At 59.8% G+C, this 21719-nt stretch carries 15 protein-coding genes; 2 read left to right on the top strand and 13 right to left on the bottom strand.

The window, feature by feature from the left end:
• Nucleotides 1-12 precede the first annotated feature (12 nt).
• Complete coding sequence (gene catA / locus LGM89_RS08230) at nt 13-915, top strand: catechol 1,2-dioxygenase (RefSeq protein ID WP_089443064.1); 903 nt, start codon at nt 13-15, stop codon at nt 913-915.
• 43 nt (nt 916-958) lie between these two features.
• Complete coding sequence (gene catC, locus LGM89_RS08225; protein WP_105830058.1) at nt 959-1249, top strand: muconolactone Delta-isomerase; 291 nt, start codon at nt 959-961, stop codon at nt 1247-1249.
• Between the two features lie 701 nt (nt 1250-1950).
• On the opposite strand, the gene tssJ is transcribed toward catC, so the two are convergent.
• From tssJ to tssB, 13 genes are all read right to left on the bottom strand, one after another.
• Nucleotides 1951-2481 (bottom strand): type VI secretion system lipoprotein TssJ, encoded by a 531-nt coding sequence (gene tssJ, locus LGM89_RS08220; RefSeq protein ID WP_226272818.1) that lies wholly within the window; start codon nt 2479-2481, stop codon nt 1951-1953.
• Nucleotides 2482-2494: 13 nt separating this feature from the next.
• Nucleotides 2495-3598, bottom strand: coding sequence for a type VI secretion system baseplate subunit TssG (tssG, locus tag LGM89_RS08215; RefSeq protein ID WP_089498172.1), 1104 nt, complete (start codon nt 3596-3598; stop codon nt 2495-2497).
• 17 nt (nt 3599-3615) lie between these two features.
• Nucleotides 3616-5430: a type VI secretion system baseplate subunit TssF gene (gene tssF, locus LGM89_RS08210; protein ID WP_089497475.1), complete on the bottom strand. Its 1815-nt coding sequence runs from the start codon at nt 5428-5430 to the stop codon at nt 3616-3618.
• A 9-nt stretch (nt 5431-5439) separates the two neighbouring features.
• Complete coding sequence (gene tssA / locus LGM89_RS08205) at nt 5440-7023, bottom strand: type VI secretion system protein TssA (protein ID WP_089497476.1); 1584 nt, start codon at nt 7021-7023, stop codon at nt 5440-5442.
• An 8-nt stretch (nt 7024-7031) separates the two neighbouring features.
• The gene (locus tag LGM89_RS08200) at nt 7032-10847 is read right to left on the bottom strand and encodes an ImcF-related family protein (protein WP_226272817.1); all 3816 of its coding nucleotides are present in this window, start codon (nt 10845-10847) and stop codon (nt 7032-7034) included.
• Entirely contained in the window at nt 10844-12079 is a 1236-nt protein-coding gene (locus tag LGM89_RS08195) for a hypothetical protein (protein ID WP_226272816.1), read from the bottom strand. The genes LGM89_RS08200 and LGM89_RS08195 overlap by 4 nt, the downstream gene beginning before the upstream one ends.
• Before the next feature lie 3 nt (nt 12080-12082).
• Nucleotides 12083-12340 carry a PAAR domain-containing protein gene (locus LGM89_RS08190; protein ID WP_226272815.1) on the bottom strand — a complete coding sequence of 86 codons (258 nt, stop codon included), beginning with the start codon at nt 12338-12340 and terminating at the stop codon, nt 12083-12085.
• Between the two features lie 273 nt (nt 12341-12613).
• On the bottom strand, nt 12614-13267 hold the full coding sequence (locus tag LGM89_RS08185) for a hypothetical protein (protein ID WP_226272814.1): 654 nt from the start codon (nt 13265-13267) through the stop codon (nt 12614-12616).
• A gap of 320 nt (nt 13268-13587) precedes the next feature.
• A complete protein-coding gene (locus LGM89_RS08180) occupies nt 13588-14112 on the bottom strand; it encodes a hypothetical protein (protein ID WP_226272813.1) in 525 nt (174 codons plus the stop codon).
• Between the two features lie 34 nt (nt 14113-14146).
• Nucleotides 14147-16774 carry a glycoside hydrolase family 19 protein gene (locus tag LGM89_RS08175; RefSeq protein WP_226272812.1) on the bottom strand — a complete coding sequence of 876 codons (2628 nt, stop codon included), beginning with the start codon at nt 16772-16774 and terminating at the stop codon, nt 14147-14149.
• A 9-nt stretch (nt 16775-16783) separates the two neighbouring features.
• Nucleotides 16784-19123, bottom strand: a complete 2340-nt coding sequence (locus LGM89_RS08170) for a type VI secretion system Vgr family protein (RefSeq protein WP_226272811.1) — start codon at nt 19121-19123, stop codon at nt 16784-16786.
• Between the two features lie 76 nt (nt 19124-19199).
• Nucleotides 19200-20750, bottom strand: coding sequence for a type VI secretion system contractile sheath large subunit (gene tssC / locus LGM89_RS08165; protein WP_089432315.1), 1551 nt, complete (start codon nt 20748-20750; stop codon nt 19200-19202).
• A gap of 73 nt (nt 20751-20823) precedes the next feature.
• Nucleotides 20824-21336 (bottom strand): type VI secretion system contractile sheath small subunit, encoded by a 513-nt coding sequence (tssB, locus tag LGM89_RS08160; protein ID WP_226272810.1) that lies wholly within the window; start codon nt 21334-21336, stop codon nt 20824-20826.
• Between the last annotated feature and the right edge of the window lie 383 nt (nt 21337-21719).

Here is a 21719-nt window from a genome sequence, read left to right as displayed (position 1 = left end):
CCGGAGACACAGATGAACAAGCAAGCTATCGACGCACTGCTGAAGACCTTCGACGACGCCGCCGAGAAGCCGGGCAATCCGCGCGTGCGCGCGATCGTCAACCGGATCGTGAAGGACATCTGCTACACGATCGAGGACTTCGACGTGCAGCCGAGCGAATTCTGGACGGCGCTGAACTACCTGAACGAAGCCGGCCGCGAATTCGGGCTGATCGCCGCGGGCCTCGGCCTCGAGCGCTTCCTCGACGTGCGCATGGACGAAGCCGAGGAAAAAGCCGGCATCCAGGGTGGTACGCCGCGCACGATCGAAGGGCCGCTGTATGTCGCCGGTGCGCCGGAATCGGTCGGCCATGCGCGTCTCGACGACGGCACCGATCCCGGCCAGACGCTCATCATGCGCGGCCAGGTGCTGGGCCAGGACGGCGCACCGATCGCGAACGCGCTGGTCGAGGTGTGGCACGCGAACCATCTCGGCAACTACTCGTATTTCGATCAATCTCAGCCCGCGTTCAACCTGCGCCGCTCGATCCGTACCGATGCCGAAGGCCGCTACAGCTTCCGCAGCGTGCTGCCGGTGGGCTACAGCGTGCCGCCGGGCAGCAAGACCGAGCAACTGCTCGACCAGCTCGGCCGCCACGGCCATCGTCCGGCGCACATTCACTTCTTCGTTTCGGCGGACGGTTATCGTAAGCTGACGACGCAGATCAACATCGATGGCGATCCGCATCTGTGGGACGACTTCGCCTTCGCGACGCGCGACGGGTTGATCCCGCCGGTGAAGCAGGCCGAGGGCGCGGAAGGCAAGCCGTATGGCGTCGACGGGCAGTTCGCGCTGATCGATTTCGACTTCTCGCTGCTCAAGGAAAAGCCGGACGTGCCGGGCAGCGAAGTCGAGCGAGCCCGCGCGCAGGCGTGAGTGGCCTTCCGATTCGACGAACCGATAACGCAAGGAGTGCAGGATGCTGTTTCATGTGGAAATGACCGTCCGTCTGCCGACGGACATGGATCCGGTCAAGGCGGCCACGCTGAAGGCGGAAGAAAAGGCGATGTGCCAGCGGCTGATGAACGAAGGAACCTGGCGGCATCTGTGGCGGATCGCCGGGCAGTATGCGAACGTCAGTATTTTCGACGTGGAAAGCGTGCAGCAGCTGCATGACGTGCTGAGCCAGCTGCCGCTGTTCCCGTATATGGAGATGGAAGTGCGGGCGCTGTGCCGGCATCCTTCTTCGGTGCGGGAAGATGATCGGTAAGCGGAACTGCCAGCGCAGGTAGCCGCATCGCGGCGTCAGCTACACGCCAAACGGGCTACCCGCAGTTTCATCCGGGGTCGCCCGCTTCATGCTGTGATTCACAGGTGCGGAGCGTATCGCAGCGCTCGCCCGTTGCCCCACACCATTCCGCGACTTCTGCGTACTCACCCTGTCGATAACTTGGTAGCTGCACACCTTCGCAATGCGTCGTGAGACGGTCGCCTACATCAGCGTCTCGCCAACATCGTCGATGTCCTTTCTGCCGCTACCGTCCATGACGAACGTGAGAACATCCTTCAACTACGGCATCGAAGGCACACCGCTTGTGTTGTCAAGCTAACAGATGCATCGCCGAGATCGCAAGCGCGACCATTGCCAAACAATGAAGCGCCAATCCTTGGACAGCAACCGCAAGACTGAATGTCCTTCGGCGTCTAACAAGTCGAACTAGCGCAGCAATGGCCCATACAAAAGAATAAAAGAAAGCCCCAAATATTATGAAAATGTCTCCTATTCCGACTACCAAATCATTCCATCCACCTTGGTGCACTGCAGTGTGGTTCCATAAAAGCGCAGCAACGACTACGAACACTTCAATGCCAAAGGCGTACACCCAGCATTTCGGAGTTCCTTCTTTTCCGTTCATTAAACACAACCTCATTTACAGCAGTTCAATCACGTCGACGAGATCGCGTCTCGCGTCACCTTTCCCTCTTTTTTGACACATTCCCACTGCCAAGCAGAAGTTGATCGGTCAAGTCGATACTCAACGGTCTATCCGGTCTTAATCTCGTCTTTTCAATTACATATTTCCATCCGTCACCATTGCCGGGATTGCGAAAGAACGCAACTACCGCGACGTATTTCGTATCTGCCTGCATTGGCTGCGATAGACTTGCTGATGCTGCGGGATTCAGCACGACCGCCATCGCGGCACGAATATCCTGTGCAAGCGCTATCTTGTCGTTCTTCAGCAGATCATCGTACGACACTCCGTCGAACGTTTTACGATCCTTCAGTTGATAGACGCGCACGGCGACCGACGTGGGCCGTCCCAAGTCGTCCGGATTCAATGCGGCGCGCGCAGCCAAATCGACATCAAGCACCTTCACCTGCTTGAAAAACACCGCCCGATACGCATTCGACGAGGCATCCGACACGGATTGCCACGCGCCGCAACCCGACAGCAGCAATACGGCAGCGGCAGTGGCCGCACTCATTCGATAGAACATAAACACTCCGGAGTCAGATCGTGCGCGGCACGAGATGCGGATTGGGTCGCGGCGCGGGCAACGCCTCATAGACACCCAAGGCGATATCGATCAGTCGTTCATCGACTGACGGCAACACAGTCGTCCAGCCGAGACGTGGCGCGGGGGCGGCACGTTCGACTCCCACGGCCAGCTTCGGAACGAACCGTGTCGACACTTTCATCCGCAAATGCACGTCAGCCTTGATGCCGACATACAGCTGGATGAATGCCATCACCTCTCGATGCAGCCACGCACCCGGCAGCAGGTCCTGAGCCTGCTGCGCATCAACGGGCCACAACGTCAAACGCACGGCTCGACTGCGATACGCGAGACGCCTGCCGAGCACGTAACCACCGCCGAGCCCGCTGCGCTGCCCGTTCGACAACACGCCGGCATCCGGCTTCGCCGACGTCAACGGTGTCGGTCGACCGGTACTCGTCGTCACCGCCCAAAACTCGTCGACACGAACATCGGCTCCCGGTGCGGCAAGCGCCACCACGCCGGCCAGCCCTTCCGACGTGCGTGTCCGCTGAATCAACAGCCCCAGCAACGCAAGCATCCGTGAATTCGGCAAGCCCGCCCGATACGGCTTGTCACCCCATCCAAATCCCGCCAGGCACAACAGACTCTGCGAATAATCGTCGACACCGCCGGCCCGGAAGCGCTCCGGATAACGATATTTCTTCCACGCGCGATAAAGCAGCGTCGCCATCCGGTGGTTGAACGGATCGAGAAACGCCTCGACCGCTTCATGTCCCTCCTCCCGCAACACGATCTCGTCGATCATGTGCGACGGCATGGCCGCATCGACGCCATAGAGACCCATGAAGGTCGTGCGCACAGTCGGCGGCGCATCGAGGTGCTCGTCGTCGAACTCTACTGCGGCCACCTCGCCCGCCGGAAAACCCAACCTGGGACGCGGCCGGAACCGCACCGGCTCATGCTCCGGCGTATCACATGTGCCGAGGCCGGGGCGTCCGGGCACACATGCCTCCAGCAGACGACAGAACTGCATGAATGTCATCCTCGGCGCTCGCTCGAACAATTTCACGGCCACAGCCGGCAGGCTTTTCGGCTCACCGGCTTCAGCACTCATCCGATCGATCGAAAGACTCATAGCGGCGCCCGCTGAGCCTTGCTGCGCGGCCACTCCGTCCGCGAGCGGGACGGCAGGCTGACGATCGCCAGCTTCGTGAACAGATTGATCTCCGCGTATGCGCCAAAGAACCGGTGCAGCAGTTCGCCGAACAGCATCACGTCGCCTTCACCGGAAAACGCATGCGCATCGAGCGTGACTTCGATCAAGACACCTCTCTCGACCGCTCCTCCCGACACCTCCTCGATCATTTCCTGCGACACATGCAGGATGCCGGCGAGCCGCCGCCGGTTCAGCTCTTCGTTCGTCCAGTCATACAGCGCCAAAGCGCCGCGCAACACCTCCGCATTCATCATCGACAGGTAGTTCGGCGCGAGATGCGACAGCACGCGCCACTGGAAGCGGTCTTCTGTCGGTGGATACAGCGGCAATGTCGGCGACACGAGATTGCGCACGCGTGCAACGTTCGGCGTGCTGGCCGCCAACTCGTCGAGACTCGCTTCGCGCAACCCCTTGCGCGGCAGCAACCCGTTCGTGCCCGTCACACGCAGCGACAGGCTTTCCTCAGGCAGCGTATCCATCGTTTCCCACGCATGCCCGCCGAGAATCACCCACATTTCGTGCAGCCCCGATACGCCCGCACGCACGCGCGTATGGAAATAGCGCTCCGGCGCCTCGTGCCGCAGCATGCCGCCGCGGTGCCGGAACGTCGCGAACGGCACGTATTCGTACCGCTCGGCCGAGTCGTGATCGAACGTCGCGATCGCATCGACCGAATACGTCTCGACATGCTCGCCCTGATGGCCGGCCGGCACCACGCGATATTCGGTTTCGTGATGGTCGATCTCGATCGGTTCGGCATCCAGTTCGAACAGGTTGATGACCGGCGAACAGAACAACCGCACGTTCTCCGCGTTGAAACGCTGATCCGACGGATACGCTTCCGTCAGAAGGATCTCCAGCTCGAAGCGAGTCGATTTCTCGGGCAGTGTCGAGATATCCAGTCCGCATAGATCGACGAACAGGAATTTCTCACGGAACGTGAAGTATTCGAGCAGCAGCTGATATCCGGAGAACGCCGCATCGGCCTTGGGCCACAGCCGTTCTTCCGTCGAAAAACCCGCCGGCTCGATCGTCACGCCCGTAAGCGCCACTGGTTCGCCGTCGCGGACTTCCGGGACACGCCAATAAATCGCATCGACCTGCCGCGTCAGCGCAAGATGCATAGCGAATGCGGTCGGCAGATCCGCATTCAGATGCAGCCGAAGCCGCGACAGGTTCGTTTCGCTACGCAGCGCCGACCCTTGCAGCGAGAAGCCGAGACGGATCACCGAGCGACCGTCGTGGCGCACGGTCGGCCCGGCATGCGTGATCGACACGGGCTGCAGCGCAACGGCCTGCGTCGTCCGATACAGACATTGCACCGTCCGCGGCGTCATACCTTCCGCGCCGCCGGGCGACGGCACGTTGATCGGCGCGGACCGCACCGGCACGCCGGCTGGTACGACTTCCGTCTTCTGCAGTTTCTCCGAGAACGGCGTCAACTCGACGATCGACAGCGACGGAATCATCCGAAGATAATGCGGCCACAGCAGGCTGACGAGCCCTTCAGTCAGTTCGGGCAATTCGTCGTCTAGTTTCTGCCTGAGCCGGCCCGTCAGGAAAGCAAAGCCCTCGAAAAGACGTTCGACGTACGGATCGCGATCGCCGACGCGTTCGAGATTGAGCAGGCGCGCGCGGTCGGGATGCGCCTTCGCGAATTCCTTGCCGGACTCGCGCAGGTAACGCATTTCCGCTTCGTAGTAGCGCAGGATGGGATCGTTGTTGTCCATGGGAATCCGTTACGAAAGGGTCAGTGCGCGCGCGGGATCGAGTACCGTGAGTTCCGCATGCAGTTCGCCGATACGGCGGGCGAGTGCCGGCTTGTCGGCATCCTTGCGGCTGCTCATCGCTTTCAATGCCTTGACCAGTTGATGCTTGACCTCGAACGTCAGCGCCGGCTCCCAGCGCATAAGCGGCAGCGAGCGTGACGCTCCGTCGAGTTCGGCGAGCAGTGCGAGCGCCGCATCGTGACGGCCGGCATGATCGGCCAACCGGGCCATCACGAGCCGCTGCAAGTAGCGATGTCGATCGGTTTTCATGCCGGGCAGCGCTTCAAGCCACGCGAAAGCCGTCTCAATGCCCTCACGGGTAGCCAGTTCGCGAGCCTGGACTTCGATCTCCGGCCAGTCGCCGGTCGAATCGCTCTCGCTATCCGCCGAGACCGGCAGTGGCGCAATCGTCTCGCCCGCGTCCAGGTCGCGTACAACCGCATGGCGAGCAATCCATTCGAGTGTCGTGTCGTCGGCAAATGGCGTACCGTCGTTGAACGCCAGCCGTTCGATGCCCGGCAATCGTTCGAGAAACAGTGCAAAGTCGGCACGCAGCAATTCTCGCCACGCGCTGTACGGCGTACCGACGTGATCGAGCGCCGCGTGCTGGAAGTACTGCAGATCGAACCATAAGTGATTCACGCCTTCCATGAAGGCCCCTTCGACACGCTCCAGCAACTCGTGCCAGTGCTTCTGCAGCACGAGGCGCTTCATCTGCTGCCGCAACTCGGCGCGTGGCGGCGCCAGACGCGTGTGCGACGCGGTGTCTGTAGGCGGCACGTCGTGCAAGGTGTCCCACCGAACGCTTCGCACGAGGCGTACCGACGGCAAGTAGCCGTTTTCCTGATCCCGGAGCCACGCCGACATCGCGCGTGCCTGATCGAGCAAATCGCGTGTGGACGCAATCGACCCCGCCGACGTTCTGCCCGGCGCAGTCGCTGCCGGCATCGCCTTGCCGGAATCGACGCTGCGCGCTGGCGCTTCCTTTGTCTCGAAGCGAGAAACGAGTGGCTGCAGATTCGGACGGGCAGCATCGGGCCACGCGGCCGTATGCGCCACGAGCACGTCGAGCGCGGCCAACGTACGTTCGAGATCAGCGGGCACAAAGTCGCCACGACTATCCAGCGTCTCGATCACACGCGCAGTCGCCAGCATTTCAAGCGCAGCCTTCTTGGCTTCGTGACGGACGGGCAAAGCCGCTTCGCCAAACCGGTCGACGAGTGCAGCGGCCAGCTCAAGTCCGTCGGCGAACCCGGCCGGGCCGTCCTGCCGCAGGCGTGCGAACGCGTAGTAGCCGGCGAGCCGCAAATCCTTGCCGGTCTCCTTGAGCAGGTGTTCGCATGCACGGACGATCAACCCGTCATCGATTCCCGACAGCTTTCCGGCTTCGTCCTTCAGTTCGAAGAATGCGTCTTCGTAGCCGGGATCGCGTCCGTATGCATGCTCGCCCGGTATCGGTGCAATCCATGTGGCCCAGGTATCCGTCCGTGCCCGCTGAAGCGAATCGATACGGGAGCCGCCGACGAGTGTCTTCACAAAATTAGCAAGCGTCATGGAGGATCTCAAAAAACGAATGCGTCGCCCAGCAGGCTGAGGGCGTGTCCGAACGGACTGGAGGAGGATTCGGAACGTCCCGACGTGGTCGCCAATGGCGAAATCGCGACCTTCGGCACAGTCGTTTGTTTCGCCATTCCACGCTCCGTGACCTGCGCTTTCGCCTGAGCAAGTTCGAGCGCGGTACGCTGACCGGATGCCTGCTCCGTCGTCGCCTGCATGACGGCGTCCGGCAAGGCGCCTCCGCCCGGCACCCCCGGTGGCAATGGCACGGCTGCATGCTTCGCGGCCTCGATCGCCGACATCGGCAGCGGCGGCGGGCCGCTTGCCGATACCCGACCCCCGGCATTTGCCGATCCCGTCACGAAAATACGTGCCGGCAACACGAAATTCCGCAACTGGAGAACATCGAGCGGACCACCGCCGGCTTCGCTGCGCAATTGCACCTTGAGCGGGATACCCTGGCTCGTGTCCGGCGTCCAGGTCAGCAAATAGCGCGCGTTGTCCTGCTGTACGACCTTCGCGCGCTCCAGCAACCGAACGAGACCGAAGCGCCCCTGCGAATCGAGTGCGGTGCGCAACCCGCCCTGCTCCGTCTGCCATTCGATATGTGACAGGTTCTCGAGCGATTGTCCCGGCCATTCGAACGGCGTCCACTCCTGTTTCTGGTTGAAGTAATGCAGTTCGCGGCCGGACAATACGAATCTCATGTCGGTGACGCCCGGCGTCGGCTCGGCCCGCAGTTCGTAACGCACGCGTGCATCGCCGGACGGGAACAGGACCGTCGACGTGCGCGTGAGCTTGTTCAGGCCGCTGAGGAAAGCCGGATCGATCGTCAACGCGCCGGAATCGGTACCTTGCGAAGCGACCCATCGGTCGCCCTGCCGTTCGACGACACCGGCCAGTTGCGACGTCACGAACTGCGCGATCACGCCACTATCCGGACGCATGAAGCGCGCCATCTCGGGCAGCGATGCGTCGTTGTCGGAATCCGCAAACGGATAGCGGCCACCGAACGTCTTGTTCCAGTCGGCGAGGATCGCGGTACGCCAGATTTCGTTCAGACTGGAAGCGGCCGGCTGCACGATGACTTGCCAGGACTGGTCGAACGGTGCGCGGAACAGTGCGCCGAATCCGGACCACTGCTCACCGAGGCTCGCGGCGACACGGCTCGCGTAATCGCGGCTGTCGGCGATATCGGACGTCTTGCCCTGCAGCACGGATTGCGCGGCCAGACGCGCGATCGCGTCCGGGTCCGGACTGGAGACGATCTGCGATGTCTTCAGGCGCATCGCCGTGATCCGCTCCAGATAGCGTGCCAGGCTCAGGTCGCCGGTTGCTGCCGGCGGTGCGTTCCCCTTGCCGCCGGACGGCGCTCCGGAAGCGAGATCGCTGCCGGTCAAACGCAGGATCGGGCCGAATGCGGCGGCAAGCGGTGCAAACTGAGGTTTTGCATGCTTCGATGGGTCCTTTTCGTCCGTGCCGACCAATTGTTGCGCCTTGCTGATCAGCGTGTCGGACAACGACTGTGCGTTGGCTCCCGTGCCTGCCTGATAGACGATCGCATTCATCAACGCGACGAGCGGCGAGCGTTGCGGATCACCCAGCAGCGTCAACTGGTCGGCCGTAGCCGACAGCGTCGGGGCGGGTTGCCAGCGCAGGCTGTTGAGGAAAAGCGCCCATGCCCGCGCATAGTCGTCGAAGTAGCGCTGGCGCAGTTCGGCCTTCAATGTCGACGGGGATGCATCGGCGACCTTGGTGTCGGAGAGCACCCAGTCGCTTGCTACATCGCGTTGGTCGCCGGCTTCGTCGATTGCCTTCGAGATTCGCTCCTCCCACGCCGCGCGCGTGAATACGCCCGGTACGGTCGCGGTCGTGCCGAACAGGCCGCGGCTCGTTGCGCTGCCTGCAGAGGATTGCGTTGCCGCGTCGCCGAGCAGCGTCGCGAGTGATAGCGGTGGGTATTTCGGTGATGCTTCGTCGATGATCTGCTGGTAGATCGCGTCGCCGGAGTTCTGAATACCTCGGACACCGATGATCGTCTGGCGGGTCGAAGCAACCAGGCTACCGTCCGGGACGATCGTCGGTGCGGCTTGACGGGATGCGGCGCCACGCCCGATGTGATTGGCGAAGAACGTGATCGCTCGCTGACGCAGGTCTTCCCAACTGCCCTTCGACAGTTGGGAATTGGTCGGGCGTTCGGGTGCAGATGTTGCGACGAGTTGCGGTATCAGGAATGCGGCTGCCGCCCGCTCGGGTTTGGCGAGCATCATGTAGGTCTTGAGCGTGTCGTACTCGGCGTGTACCTGGGCGTCATCGCCGCTGGCGATTTCCGCGTCGGACAGGGACGCGAGTTGATGCAATCTCGCTTCGAGCTTCTGGCGGATCGGGCTGACGAGGATGCGGTTTGCGGCTTCGGTGTAGTAAGGCCACAGGGCATCGAGCAGCGCGTGGTCGCGGTTCAGACCGAAACGGGTGGTCAAAGGCGCACCGGCACGCTGGTGGATTTCGAGCGTGTCCATTTGCCGGTTGAGGTCGGTGAGCGTTTGCAGCGACTGCGTCGGGTTCAGGGGACCGGTGAGCTTCGCAGCCGTATCCGTTGCGCTTCCGATCGTTGTACGGTTGGCGAAACCGGACAGCAACGTGCCGGCAAACCAGCAGCCGATCAGGGCCGTCGTCATCCAGGCTGCCGTGGTCGACAGCGAGAAGCCAACGCGGTGGCCGTGAATCCTGCGGCTGTGCTCGGCGACGGTTTGCCAGATCGTGCGGTGTGACGGACCGACCGGTTGCTCGTCATCGTTCGCGTCGACGGGCACTGGAGGTGCCAGTTCCCGTTCCGTGAAGAGCGGCGCAAACAGGAGGCCGTGGACCGCGTGCCGCCAAGTACGCGACTGCAAGGTTTGCAGCACCAGGCCCGCCAGTGCGTTGCGAAGATTCGATATGTGCTGGGACAGCTCTGCGGGATAGCGGTCGCCGGTATCCTTCGTCAGGCGTGCGACACCGGCATCGGCCAGGTTGTCGGTGAGGTTCTGCAACGACGCTTCGATTCCTTCCGTGCTGAGACGCGCGTTGGCCCAGGTGAAGCCCATCGCCTCGTCGGCACTCGACGCGTCGCTGCCGAAGTCCGTCACATTGAGCAGATAGACCGGCGCGGCCCAGCGCAGCGCGCGCGCGTGGCGCGCGAGCCGCTGAGACAGATTGTCGGTGTCGAATGGCGCATTGGACGAACTGCGGTTACGCGTTACTGCGACAACCGCGTCGACCGGGCGCCGGCGGCGCAAACGGCGAATCTGGTCGAGCCAGTCGGCATCGAGGGTACTGCTCGTTTGCTTCGCGTACAGCAGGACCGTATCGCCGGTGATCGCAAAGCCGGCGTCGACCAGACCCGGCGCCAGGCGCTTCACGAGCGGTTCGTCGCCGGCGATCAGCACCCAACGTTCGCGGTATCGCCAGCGCCAACCGTGGCGATCCTGTAGAGCATTGCAGAGCGCAGCAGCGCGGTCGGCTTGTTCCGGTAGTGTGTCTTGATCGTCGCGGCCTACAGACGCTGCGCGCCGGCCGGCGTCGTATCGGGCAAGCCAACGGGAAGCTCTCAACGATGCAATCCAGAGCAACACTCCCTCCAAGTACTTGACCAGCAGGATCACCACGAGCATGGCCACACACAGCGAAAGCTCGACGATGATCCGGGTATCGCGAGACCACCCGTAACGAGGACTCTCCACCCATACCGCGATACCGAGCGCAAGGAACACGACGACGGCAGCAATCCCAATGAAGAGACCTGCCGGTCGTGTCTTGTTGTCGTTCTTGTTGTCGTTCATGTCTGTTTTCTGCACACGAGAGCGATCAGATCCTTACCTTCACTACACAGCACCATTTGCGTCTCACCCGTTGTACAGGCACTTTCTGCGGCAAGGGCGACGGCCAGCCACGGTCCCGCGCCCGAACAATCGCCCACTAACGTCTCGAGTACATTCCAACGCGTCGCTTCAGAAAGTGATGCGACTTGCCGAACTACACCCACACTTTCATCGGTCAGACCGTGTGCCCACACGGTGCGCAAACGGTCGCGCGAAGCACGCCCCCAACGGGCAGCCAGCCCGAGTGTCCGGGCGGCGGCATCGACCGAGTCTTTGGCAGGACGATGCAACCACAGTCCGACGGAATTTACCTGTGAAGCAAGCCGTGACTGCCCCACGAGCAGGGCCACGCCCGCCTCTGCAACACCACCTGACAGGACGGCACTAATGGCGTCACGAAGTTCAACAGCAATGAGCAGGTGAACCGTATTGGTGTCCGGCTTATCAAACCATGCGTCCGTTCTAAAGAGTGACGACGCATGCTCGCCGGGCTTGAGGTCAACCTTTAAAGCAGGCACCCGTTCGGCAATTAATTCCCGTATGCGGGCTTCGATCGCCTCGGATTTCAGCCTGGATTGCTGATGGAGCTCGACCTGGAGCTTCGTTCCTCGCGGAAGAGCCCTGAGCTGCGGCAGGACAGCGTCGATCAAGCGTTCAATGAGCCACGTACATACTGCGTGATGGCGGGCATGTTCCGCCAATTCGTTGCCGGGGTGAAACGGCTGATCGGGGATGTCGAGCCAACGTGCATGGACTTCACTGTCCGCGACTGCACCGCTTGGCCGTGTCGAAAGTTCGGTGCCGCTCAGAACGCCGTTGAGCGAGTTCTCCAAATTGTCCACAGAGAAACACCACGCATGGCCCAGTATCGCCAATGGTCTGCTCGCTAACGCATGGCGCGCGTTTTCCGCCTCAACGCTGACGCGGTTCGTCGCAATCGCCTGATTGCGCCGGACGTAGCCATACCCCAGCCACGTGAACACCAGGAAAGCCCAAGCCAGGAAGGGATAACCAGCGACGCAAAACCAAAACCATAGCGTGTTCGTCGGACGGCCGGTCGGCCAGAGCATGATAGCCAGTCCCGCCCCCACGGCCATGACGAGCACGAGCAGAACCGTCCAGACGATGATCGAGACTTGAGGCGGAGGTGGGACATCGACCCGCGGCGGCACGCGCCTGAAATCAACTGGCATCGCTTACCGAACCCGAGCTCCGCTGGACAAGGCAATGAGTTCAGCCCCGCATCGCGTGTGATCCCCGTCGCGCGACAGCGGCGTGGCGCCATCCTTCAACCTGCCGCTGCCTTCGAAGATTTCGTTGTCACCGTGAATCAGACATGAAACCTTGTCGCCGATACGGGCAGCCCGGCGCCCCTTCACCTTGATGCGATCAGAGCCGGACAGAATCGTGCCGCCGTGGCTCGTAGCGTCACCTTCATATACGAGATTTTTCACCTTGAATACCTAGATAATAAATTAAAAATCGACGATTCAATTACGTGTGGAGCACGCACTCACGTCTTCACAACGAATTCATCTCCCGATAATATTTTCGTTCTTCTGACGATACCTTAACGCCATAAACCCCTGCGACAAGCTATATTTATTCACCAATACCGAATCACCTTGCACAAGGTAGGATCTGGTAACTGATGATTTATCGGATTTTTCATGGACGGTCCAGGCGCCGACTCAACTGGCGCTACGTGGATAGATGTGCCACTCCGGTCACCACAGGATCTTCTTCAGTTTGGCGGCATTTTCAGTGTCTCCATCCTTCCTCAATTGGACAAGTAGCTTCGAATAAGCGCTTCTGTTACCTGCATTCGGTGGGTCGCACGCGAGCAGATTGTCAACTGTGGTACCCTCTGCCAGATAGGCTAGGATTGGTGGCTGTGAAACTTGGTATCCACTTTTATATTTCGATGCGTAAACAGCATAGGTGTCGGTCGCATTAGGTGGATTATCGAAGATCGGTTCAATGTTGATGGACCACTGGTGAGGCGGGTGCCACTCTCCACCACAGACGGTATCCTGCGCCACATGCACAACGCAACCGTCCTTCATACGTACGAAAGCACACAGATACTCGGTATGCATAGACACACCGCTGGAATCGTCGAGATCTCCTTCGGCAGAAAAGCTCACAATCGAGTACTGCCTGTCCGGAGACAGACTGTCGGCGCCGGGCTTGTAAAATCTCAATCCCTCATCGAAGGGGCTAAACATCGTGCCATCTGGGCGCTTAAAGCGTAGCGATCGGTAGACGTTGCGCCCATCATTGGCATACTCTAAAACACTTGATTCACCCAACACACTTTCCTGAACCTGAACGCAGGCAGACAGCAATGCCAAGAGCATCAATATTGACTTATTAATCATTTTGGACTTCCATCACAGATCACGAAATTGGCGGCAACGTTATCGAGCAAACTCGAATTTTTCGCGCCCTCCATCTCCTGGCTGATGCAAAACATGGGTTGAATGATATTTTCCCGCGCCATTCTCAATGGACATTACCGAATTCGCGCAAATCTGCGATGCGTCGACGACACTCCCATTTTCCTTTGATACTAGATAACTATTGCCCCCATAGCCACGGAGTGCAAAGACAAGTAGTGCGGCACCTGCTGCGTGCAGCCTAAAAATATCCTCTCTCCTTCTCCTAGCACGCATCTCAATTGATCTATATTTCGCCCTAGTCATTGTTTGACAGGTTTGCCCAGTCTACCTCGCCAGTATTTCTTAACATCGGAAGCCGTTCTATATCTAAATTTCGACTCCGCGCCTTGGGCATATCCCTCGATTCCGGTCATTGAGTTGTCTTCAGAGATGAGCCTATTTTCAACCAACATTCCATCGTTATTAAAGAAATAGGCGTATACCTGGTAGAGTCGCCCATAAGTACCATCGCCGCGATTGTTTATATCCCACGTGACAATGGAGAACACATTAACGCGACCATGAATAGCCATAAAAAATATCGACTCAACTGCCGGCACCCCTCCTTCAATCGAATATCGAGCGAATTCGATTTTTTTACATCCACCCTTTATCGGGCGATATAAATCAAGAACGAGCGGATATTCGGCCGTGCCGTTTTCGATGGAAACCCTCGAACTCCCTTCCAACACCGACGCATCAAACACATTTTTCTTGGTATTTACCGGCGGGCAACCCGAGATAGCTTCAACTCCATTTGCATTAAGCGAGAGAAAGAGCGACATCACGCTCACCACTAACAACCTATAAATAACCATTTTACGCCACCTCCTTTTGTAACCCAAGAATTGGCGCCACGTTGTTGTAGGCCGTTAATCGCTCTGAATATCCGATCTTCCCGCCGTTTACCGCTTTCGAAACCGCGAGGACATTCCCAGAATCCGCAATTCCATTAACATTTTTAGTAACGGCCCAGAAAACAAAAGCAGATTCTATCCCATACTCCAAATCGCTAAGAACGAGATCTGGGTTTTCCACGAAGTCACGTTGATCATCCGGGAAGCGGCGATTATGCTCATCCATAAGAATCATGTAATTACTTTTAAATGTCGTCTGTATAAGACCTCTGCCGCGATATTTATACCCGTCTCCGGACTCCTCGTTTCCATTTTTATATCGATCAGCATAAACATAGCTAGCAAGATTTCTTGGATTATTTTCGTACTTGCTTGTTTCAGTCCACAATTTCTCCCGCCGTCGGCCGAAATTGCAAACAATATCGCCCGATACTTCGCTATACGCCTCCTTGCCTTTGGGAGCAGGATTACATCCGAAAATCCGCTTCATTTGCTTTGAAGAATATGAAAGTCCTTCTTCGACATTCTTAAAACTACTCTCGACAGCGATTTGCGAGAGAAAATGAGCAATTCTCTTTGGCGTAGTGACCCGATATCCTTTCGCGTACTTATTGAGTGCAGGAAGGATCTGCCTATGATAATTTTTACTGCCACGCGGATCAACTGCCGCAAGCATTTCGAGTGTGATAAATCCCAGTTCGAGTGAAAAATTCGCGATTAAGCCAATTGGATTGACATGAAATACATCGGGGGCAGGAAAACCTGGGACATGGGCCTTCAAGTCATCCCACCATGCAAGCTTATCGATCCGCTTCTGCTCTTCCTCGTGCTGCGGCTTGGGACCCGTCTGCTTCTCCAGTTCAGCAATCAGCTGCTTCCACTTCGACGGATTCGCCCACTCACTTTCGTGCTTGACAATCAACCGCGACGCCGCTTGCATTAGCCACGGGTATCCGCCGCGCTCCGTTTGCGACAGCGTGCATAGCTCGTCAACTGCGAGCTTGCCATCCCCTTTCGTGAACAGGGTGTCGTACACCTTGAGCATCACCGGGCTGAGATTCGAACGCGACGCATGGTCGGCAACATTCGCCCCGCTGGCATAGTCGACCCACTTCTGAGTCGTCGTGAAGATCGTGTGCGTCGGATCATGCGCATCTGCCAGGCACTGGAAGTCGATCCATTTCTGCGCGAATTCTCGCGTCACCCGGCCGCTCGGGTGGTTGAAGTCGCACACCCAGCCGTCGATCGATTGACCTTGTGCATTCACGCCCTCAACGTGCCACCAGTTCACCGGATGACCCGGATTGGGGTTTGGGTTCTGAGCGGCGACTCGTCGTTGGGGATCACGTGCCAATTCGACAAGCGAATACACCTGAACAGTGTCCGTTTTCCTCAACTGCGGGTCAGCGCCGGGGACAAATTTCTTGTCCTGGCGTTGAAACAGCACGGTGCCCGGTGCAATCCGAAGTATCGGCGGCTCGGAGGGCAGGCCCAATGCCGACCAGTCTTCCTTGTTCGGGCCGTGTTGATTGACCCACGCTCGACCTTGCTCCTGGAACGACTGAATACTGTCATCACAGAACACCTCGATGTGCGCCATCCTCGTGCCGGACGTGCATTCGTTCAGCGAATCGTAGCGACCGAGGTGGCCGATCGGGTCACCCGCTTTGATCGGGATCCCACCTCTGGTTCCTCGCGAGTCTCCCGACTGCCCCCCTTGTTCGGTCATGACGATCACCCGGTCGAACATCGAATCCGGGAAGATCTCCTCGACGAGCGGCCCACCGTTGTCCTTGCCCAGAAAAACCCAGCCGCCGACAGCACTGCTCGGCTCAGCGTAGCCGCCGGCCTCCGGTGCAAGCAACGACGCGCCATGCAGGTCCGTCACTTGCCCCCAGTTCTTCTCCCGCTTGCCGATGCTAACGCTCGCGCCCTGCGGCAGGATGCCAAGGATTTCGCCTCTCGGGTAGCTTTTGCGGACCCGCAACCCTTGCTCCGATGAATCCGGGACCTGACCGTTGCGACCGGCCGCAGGTTTGTCCTGCGCATGTTGCGTCACTCGCCATTGCCGCGGCCAGTACGCCGGCTTGGTCCGCTTCGGGAAATTGGCGTAGTCCTCCAGCGACATCAAGTGCATATACAGGCTATAGAACGTCAGCTTCGCGCCCCGCGGAAACTCCATCGTGTGCTGCACCAGAGCAAAGCCCGTACTGTACGGTGCCTGAACCGGTGATTCGCTTCCCGCCTCTCCGACTTCGCTGATCGGATAGGTTTTGTTGGCGCGAAATGCGATCAGCACGCCGTCGGCGATGCAGCGCAAGCCCGCGTCAAGATCCAGAGATTGTCCAGCGCCCGCCTCCGTGACATGAATGCCGCCATGCCACATCCCCTTGCGACTGACGAGATACGTCCCTGACGGCTCACGCTCGGCAAGCAGGCGGTAGATTTCGTGCTCATCCGTGAATTGTGCGGAAGCCTCATTCTTTCCCCTTCCCTTCCGCAGGAACGGAAAGGCGAACGGCAATGGCTTCAGCTTGGCCGGTGCCGGCGCGGGGGATTGCGGCTTTTTCGGTGCGGGTGGGTTTGCCATGGCTGTCCGTTATTCAGAAAATCCGAAGTTCGTTGCACTCCGCACGTCGTTGACGGGCGCCGCGGCCCAAGTCGGGAATTTGAAACTACCGCCGTCCGGAGCGTCGATCGTCAAATTTCCCTTAACCTCGATTTCTCCGGCCGGACTCCCGATAATGATCTTGCCACCCGAGAGCTTGATGTAGGCGCCCGATCCATCGCCGAGCGTGACACCTTTGCGGCCGGTGATGATTACTTCGCCATCCGACGAACTGACTGTCATGTCCTGCATCGACATAAGTTCCATCGCGTCGGACTGCGCTTGAACCTGAACCTTGCCCTTCGCAGCGAAGATGCGAATCCCGAGCTTCGCCGCAAAAAGTGAGATTGCCTCGCCCGCCGCCACCGCGATTCGCTTCATCACGCCGATGTCGAGTCCATCGCCGGCGGTCACGAACATTTGCTTGCGGGCGGCAAGCTGCATCTGTTGACCACTGACGATCCCGACACCATCGGGCGCTGTCGCAACAATGACGGGTTTCTGAAGCTGCTTGAGCTTTTGCTGGATCAGTACGCGCTGCTGATCGATATCAGCCTGGAGGGCTTTCGCCGCGGTTGCCGAGTCGTTAAGCGCATTCAGGATTTGTTCGGCCTGCTCGAGCGTCGTGTCGGCATCTTGCATAGCGAGCTGCTGGCCTGCGGCGCCGGGCTGCCCTTCCGCAGTCACCAACACCCCCTTCGATCCTCGAATCGCCGCCGGCCCGTCGGTACGCAACTCGGCACCCCGCCCGCGATCCTTGCGATCACCGTCGACCATGTGGCCGAGGTTCAGCTCACTCGTCTGGAACGGCGTCGTCAGATGGACGTGTTCGACACCTTCCTTGTCCTCCATTCGCAGCTCGTTTTGAGCTGCGGTGCGGATCAGATTCCGGGTGTGGTTCTGGCTGGTGACAAGATCCGGATGCAGGCTGTCGTGCATGGCCCCCATGATCAAGGGGCGGTCGGGATGACCCTGCGTGAAGACGAGCGCCACTTCCGCCCCGTCGATCAGCGGAAAGTGATGCCCATAGTTGTCGCCGCTGTACGGTTTCGCGAACCGCACCGGCCGGCTGGTGCCGCCTGGACTCCACTCATCGAGATCGAACGGCAGCTTGATCACGTACCAGCCCTGCTCCGTCAGGTACGCGTATTTGTAATCGCCAGGTGACGTAATCCGGGCCGGCAGGATACCGTCGATGGCCGGTTTCTCGATCGAGGCGACCGGCGCGCGCCATACGCGGTCTGACGGAATCCCCTCGAAAGTTACCCAGTACGACTGGTCGCGCCCGCCTTGCGACTCTACCGCCGTGACGAAAATCCCGTGCTTCGCGTCCGCCGGATGCGGTGCCAGCCGCATGACTTCGCCCGCTTCGAGCCAGAACGGATTGCCGGTACCCTTGAAGGTGATCTGGTTCGCCAGGTATTCCTCGTGACGCCGGCGGGCAACGCTCTTGCCCTCTTCCGGCGTCTCGTAGTGCTCGCCCCACTGGTAATCGATGCCGCTCGTCGTCTTGTCGTCGCGCGCGGCATTTTCCTCGACCAGCAGCGACACACCCGCCTCACGGTGGTTGTAATCGTGCAGGCGGACGGCTTCCGGCACGCGCCGGGTCCGCTTCTCGAGCGTCTTGATCGCGTCCATGCCCGAACTCTCGAGCCCCGAATCGCGCCGGTACGACACGGTGCGCTGCTTGCGCGCATAGGCGTCCAGATCGTCGCCAAACACGAGCACCGCATAATCCTTCTTCTGCTCCCAGCGAAACCAGAGCCCCTCTTCGGCGCAGATTCGCTGAATAAAGGAAAACGTCGTTTCGTGATACTGGGTCACGTACTCACGGCGCTTGTACTGGCCGCGCAACTGGAACCGGAAATCGACTCCGGCCCGGTAGCCGTAATGGCGCAGCGTGTCGGTCAGGATCTCTTCGATCGACTGCTTCTGGAACAGTCGGCTCGTCACGCCCCGGTTCAGATCGGCGAGCTTGGGCTCCAGACGGACCCGATAGTGTGTCTGATCGGCTGAGGTGTCGAGTTCGTCGAACTCCGTGATGACGCCGTGGATCGTATAGGCCTGCGGCATCTTGCTGAATTGCTCTGCGCCCTCGCCAAACATTCTGCGTAGATAGTCCATGTTCGGATCGACTGGCGCGGCGATGAATTTTGCCGGGCGGCCGACCATCTGCTCCATCGGAATACCGGCTGCCGGGCTCGTGAATTCGATATCGTAGCGGTACAACTCGCTCACCGCGTCCCGGCCCGCGAAGCGGAGCACGGACGTCGGCGCCGGATGCGGCGCCAGCTTCAATTCATAAGCCTGCGTAGGCAAAATCATCGACATCGACTCTCTCGGTTGCGCAACCACACGCCGCCGGGACAACAATCGTCACCCCGGCGGATCCTGCTCAAACGTCGGATCAGTTCTTGGCCTTCGGCATCTGCGACACGAGCGACAGCCCGATATCCATCCCTTCGACCTGGAAGTGCGGGACGATGAACAACTTGATCCGGAAGAAGCCCGGGTTGTCCTCGATATCCTCGACCGTGACCTTCGCCTCGCGCAGCGGATGCGACGCCTGCAACTCGTCGCCCGGATCCTTCATCTCGGTCACGAGCCCCTTGATCCAGTTGTTCAGCTCGAGTTCGAGCAGACGACGATCCTTGGTCGTGCCGATGTTCTCGCGCTGGATCAGCTTCAGGTAGTGCGCGATGCGCGACAGCAGGAAGATGTACGGCAGCCGTGCATTGATGCGGCTGTTCGCGGTCGCTTCCTTGGTCTCGTACAACGCAGGCTTCTGCGCCGAGTTCGCGGAGAAGAAACACGCAAAGTCGTGGTTCTTGTAGAACGACAACGGAATGAAACCGAGATTCGCGAACTCGAACTCGCGCGTTTCCGGGATCAGCACTTCGGTCGGGATCTTCGGCTGGTAGCCGGTGCCGAGGTCGTACAGGTGGACCGGCAGATCCTCGACCTTACCGCCCGCCTGCGGCCCGCGGATCTGCACGCACCAACCGTTGCTCACGAAGCTGCGCACCATGTTCGCCGCGAACGCGAACGACGCATTCATCCACAGGTACTTGTCGTGATCGGGGCCCTTGACGGCCTCCTCGTAGTTGAACGCCCGCACCGGCGCCGTGTCCTTGCCGTACGGCAGACGGCCGAGCACGCGCGGCATCGTCAGGCCCACGTAACGGGCGTCGTCGGTATCGCGGAAGCTCTTCCACTTGATGTATTCGGCGCGATCGAAGTAGTTGCCGATGTCCTGAATCGCCGCGACTTCCTCCATCGACTGCTTGCCGAAGAACGCCGGCCCGACCGAGCCGATGAACGGCATGTGCGCCGCGGCCGCCACCTTCGAGATGTTGCGCAGCAGTGCGACGTCCATCGGCGAATTCGCGAACTCGAAGTCGCTGATCATCGCGCTGATCGGCTGGCCCCCCGGCGTGTCGTATTCCTCGATGTACGTCAGACGGTACAAGCCGCTCTGGATGAGTTCCGGCGTATCCTCGAAGTCGCGCTGCAGCGCATCCTTCGACACGTCCAGCACTTCGATGCGCGCGTTCTTGCGGAAATCGGTGCGGCTCACGAGCATCTTCAGGCCGCGCCAGCGCGCTTCGAGCGCCTGGAATTCCGACGTATGCATCACCGCGTCGAGCTGACGGCCGATCTGCCGGTCGATCTGGCCGATGTGGAAGTCGAGCAGCGATTTGTCGAGGCGGTCCACCGGCTGGCTCGCCTTCGCGACGAGTTCGAGGAACGCGCCCATGCCGCGCGCGATCCGTTCGTCGGCCGATGCCTCGGACAGCATGTCGTTGTCGCGGAACGCCTCGAGCGGGCGCGCCTCGCTGATGGGCTTCAGGTTGATCTTGCTGCACAGCGACGCATAGACGCTGTCGATATCCCCGTGCGGGGCGTCCAGCACGACGGTCTCGGTCGCGCCGCTCTGCTGGGTTTCAGTGGGTTTCATCTCGGGTCCTGTCTGCGATCGAATCGCTACGATGTGGCGGAATGTGCTGAACGCGCGTTTTGCCCAGCGGCGTTCACGCATGCCCTTCCGGCTGCGTCGCGGCGGTCGCGATCTGGGCGAGCTCGCCGCGCAGCTTCGCGGACAGGCGATCGTCCTTCAGCACCTTCTCGAACTCGCGGCGGAATGTGCCGTTGTCGAGCAGATTCGATTTCAGATCGCGCAGCAGATTGCGCATCGCGAGAAGCGCCTGCAGTTCGGGAATCTGGCGCGCCACCTGCTCGGGTTCGAAGTCCTTGATCGACCGGAACGACAGGTTGACGGGCAGTTCCGAACCGTCACCGGCCAGCGTGTTGCCCGCGACGATCTTGAGATCGGGCGCGTAGTCGGCCAGCACCGCATCGAAGTTGTTCTTGTCGATGTTGACCTTCTTGCGCTCGGCCAGCGGCGCCTGTTCGCGCCCGGCGCTGAAGTCGCCCGCCACCAGCAGCTTCAGGGGCAGCTCGACCTTCTTCTGCGCCCCGCCCGTATGCAGATCGAGGGTGATCGACACCCGGCTCTTCGGGATCTCTCGCTGAAAGCTATCCAATTCGTTCTCCTTATCTCAGGAAGCTTGAAGACTCCGCGACACGCACCCACGACCACGGATGCTCCGTCGTCCGCATCGCCCATGCCGAACCCCGCAACGTGCATCGACGGACGACCGAGTCGGATATTCGCGGCCCGATATCCGACTCAGGCGGCAGAAAATATCACGGCCTTTATCAACGAGTAAACCCGAAACACAAAAAATCGGAAATTAACGACACGACAATTTTTCGAACATAAGACTTGTCCTATTCCCATGCGATCTATCAACGCACACCACGACGCCTTGACGCCACCCACAAACGATATCCAACTAATCCTTAAATTTTTCCTATGTCAATGATTTTTATACAATAAATTGCACACAAAAAACCAAGACGAATC

It is taken from the genome of Burkholderia sp. AU31624, from assembly GCF_020420065.1.
Taxonomy (GTDB): Bacteria; Pseudomonadota; Gammaproteobacteria; order Burkholderiales; family Burkholderiaceae; genus Burkholderia.
Note: the sequence above shows the minus strand (reverse complement) of the source record. Positions and strands in the feature narration are given on the sequence as shown.